The 2,999-nt window shown below is 68.1% G+C and carries 2 protein-coding genes; both read right to left on the bottom strand.

Annotation, left to right across the window (positions count from 1 at the left end):
- Positions 1-89: 89 nt before the first annotated feature.
- On the bottom strand, positions 90-1,730 hold the full coding sequence (locus ACFWJO_RS37510; RefSeq protein ID WP_386872602.1) for a type IV secretory system conjugative DNA transfer family protein: 1,641 nt from the start codon (positions 1,728-1,730) through the stop codon (positions 90-92).
- Positions 1,731-1,779: 49 nt separating this feature from the next.
- A partial coding sequence (locus ACFWJO_RS37515; RefSeq protein WP_386872604.1) for an ATP/GTP-binding protein occupies positions 1,780-2,999 on the bottom strand: 1,220 nt, incomplete at its 5' end.

The raw sequence follows: 2,999 nt of genomic DNA on the forward strand, positions 1-2,999 counted from the left end.
ATCCCTGTTTGGTTGTTTCGGCCCCCCCACCGGGGAAACAAGAACCCCCCCCCCCTTGGGGGGGGCCGCCGCTTTCGTGTGCGGGTGGCTCAGGGCTCGTAGTGCTGCTGGGATGCCGAGACGGCGGACGCGTAGGGCTTGGTGCTGTAGTGGGTGAGCGTCACCAGAGCCGCCGGGGCGCCCGAGGTAGTCATCACGGCCCGCCCGCGCGGCATCGCCGTCAGGTCCGACACGTCGAGCACGCGTTCGCGCTGCACCGACGTGGACACCGAGCGTCCGCCGCGGCCGCCGGCGGAGGAGCTGCGGCGCACCACGTCACGATCCCCGATCACCTGGGACAAGAACGGCAGGAAGCCATCATCTTGAAGCCCTGAGCCGGCCACGCGAACGTTCGAGGCGTTCCAGAGTTTCCGCATCCCCTCGCGCCCGAAAGCCTCCACGCCCTGATCCCAGCCCTGGAAGAACGAGGAGAGCACGATCCCGCGCGAGCCGTAGTGTGAATACACGTCCGGCAGCTGTCGCCAGCGGCACACGTTCGCCACCTCATCGAGCACGCCCATCAGCGGCGGGGAGAGCCGCCCCGAGGGCAGAGATGCCGCGTGCTCCTCGGCCTCCGTGAGAATCGCCATCGTCAGCGCGCCGGTGATCGCCCGCGCCGTCCCAGCACCCTCCTTGGAAATCAGGAACAGAGTGTCAGTAGTGGACGCGAAGCGGCGGTGGTCGAACTCAGGCCGGCCGACTTCCCCGGTGTCCCGAATCCACGGGATCACCGAGTCGTAGGTGAGCACGTTCACCCACGGGCGCATCGTGCCGTAGACGCCATCACGCTGTTTGGGCGTGAGGCCCTGAATCTGAGCCAGGGACTCGGCCAGCTGGCCGTGCCCGGCGGCGCGCAGCTCACGCACCGGAGCGTCGTCCTCGGGGTCTTGTGCCCACCGGGCCACGTCCGTGATCGGCCGGCCCGACACGGCGGCGGCAAAGAAGAGGTGAGAGAGCAGCCGCTTACCGTCAGCCTCAAAATAGGCGTCCGCCTGCGCCCCCGTCGTCGTGGCAGAGGACACGAACACGTCTGTGAGAGCTTCGGCGCGCATCATCGAGGTCACGAACGTCAGCGGGTTCCACCACCACGACGCCGGCTCACCGATGATCCCCTGCACGTCGTGGACCCACACGACGCCCTTCTCCGAGCGAGGCCCGCGCGTGAGGTCCACAATGTCCCGTTTGTTGGAGGTCGCCAGCACCGGGCCGTTGGTCTCCACGATCTGCGGCACGCAGACACAAGTGGTCTTGCCCGCGCGCGGACCCATGATCCAGGTCTGCACCCACTCCCACGAGGCATAGAGCATCCGCCCCCCGTTCGTGAGCTTGGCCAGCGGCACGCCCGGCCCGGCGGCGTCCGCGTGGAGGCGGGCAGCGTCCTTGGTCGCGGCCGCGCCGGTCATCTCCTTGAAGTCGCGCGGCCGGGACATGGACCGGGCCAGGTGGTCCACGCGCGAGCTCGCACCACCGCCGGCGACTTTCCACCCGGCCATACCCAGCAGCGCCAGCACCACGAGCGCGCCCACGAGGGCCACGATCTGCCAGACGCTCACGGGCAGCTGGCCCCGAGCCTGGAGCATCACCACGTCAAGCAGCCCGGACCCGGCCGGCGCGCCAGCGGTGAGCAGTCCCACCCCGGCCCAGACGCCGGCCAGGCACAGCACCATGCACAGTGCGCCCGTGGCGATCATCCATCCGGTGTCCGCCATTCCCGGCTGAGCGCGCCGGCCCGCGCGAGGATCAGAGAACGTCAACGTTGGTCATCTCCCAATCCCGGTTCGTGTTCGTGTTGTCCTTCTCCAGCGCCGTGAGCTGCGTGTGGAACGGGATGCCAGCCTCCTTGCCGGTCTTCAACAGGAAGTTGCCCGCGCCCGGCCGCAGCCCGGCCCGGCCGGTCCACGGGTCCACGGGGGCCTCACCGATCCAGTCTGAGAGCTGGGAGACTTCTGCCCGCGTGAGTGCGAACACTTCTTCCAGGTTGCCCATCTCGCCCTCGGACAGCCCGCCGAGGAAGACCATCGCGGACCGCTCCACGAAGCCCCACGCCACATCGGTGAGGTGCTGCTCGGAGAGCTTCAAATCCTTCATGGTGTGCGTGACCATGATCTGGCCGATGCCCCGCCCACGGTTCAGGCGGGTGATCGCGTCGATGAAATGCACCATGTCATCGGAGGCGCGCAGCACCCGCCACAGCTCGTCCATGACCAGCAGGTAGGTACGGCGGCGTCGGCCCTCGTCGGCCGCGAGGTGGGATTCGGCCGAGACGGTGGCCGAGCCCAGGTTCCAGCACAGCGACTGGACGGCAGCCATGAGAACTGCGTCGTTCTCGTTCACCCCGGAAATGTCGAACACGGCCGGGCGTCCCAGCTCCAGGTGCTCCGACGTCGGCTCACTGAACAAGGTGCCGTAGGGGCCGGCCGGACCCAGCGAAATGAGCGCGTCGAGCAAGCCCTGAACGCGCGTGTTGTAGGCGTCCACGTCCTCATACGTCAGCGCCACGGCCCGCAGCTCCTCCGGTGCCGACTGGATGAACGCGGTCAGCTGGGGGATCAGCGGCGGGTTTTTCAACTCAGGATCGAGCATCTGCACAGCCAGGGCCAGCACCGACGCCTCATGGGGGGCCAGAGGTTGACCCAGCATCATGCCCACGAGGCCCTTCATCAGCGAGAGCCGGCGCGAGGTCATCTCGTCCAAGGCGACCTGTCGGGCCGAAGCGTCCTTGATCTGGTGCAGCCGATGCACCATCGGCCCCAGGTCCAGCGGGTTGATGTGTCCGTGGCCGGGCGAGAACGTGATGACCTGACCGCCGAGGGAGCGGATGGTGTGAACGTAGTCCGGCCGCGAGTCGGCCAGGATCAGCGGGATCACGCCCCAGTTGGAGAGCACCGTGATGATGCGGTGGACCAGGGAGGTCTTTCCCAGACCCGGCTGGCCCAGCACGAACGCGGACGGGTTGGAGA

It is taken from the genome of Streptomyces sp. NPDC127092 (assembly GCF_042722475.1).
GTDB lineage: Bacteria > Actinomycetota > Actinomycetes > Streptomycetales > Streptomycetaceae > Streptomyces.

Bases quoted from the DNA above. Each gene is read 5' to 3' on its own strand.
- ACFWJO_RS37510 (WP_386872602.1), bottom strand. From the start codon at position 1,730: ATGATCGCCACGGGCGCACTGTGCATGGTGCTGTGCCTGGCCGGCGTC.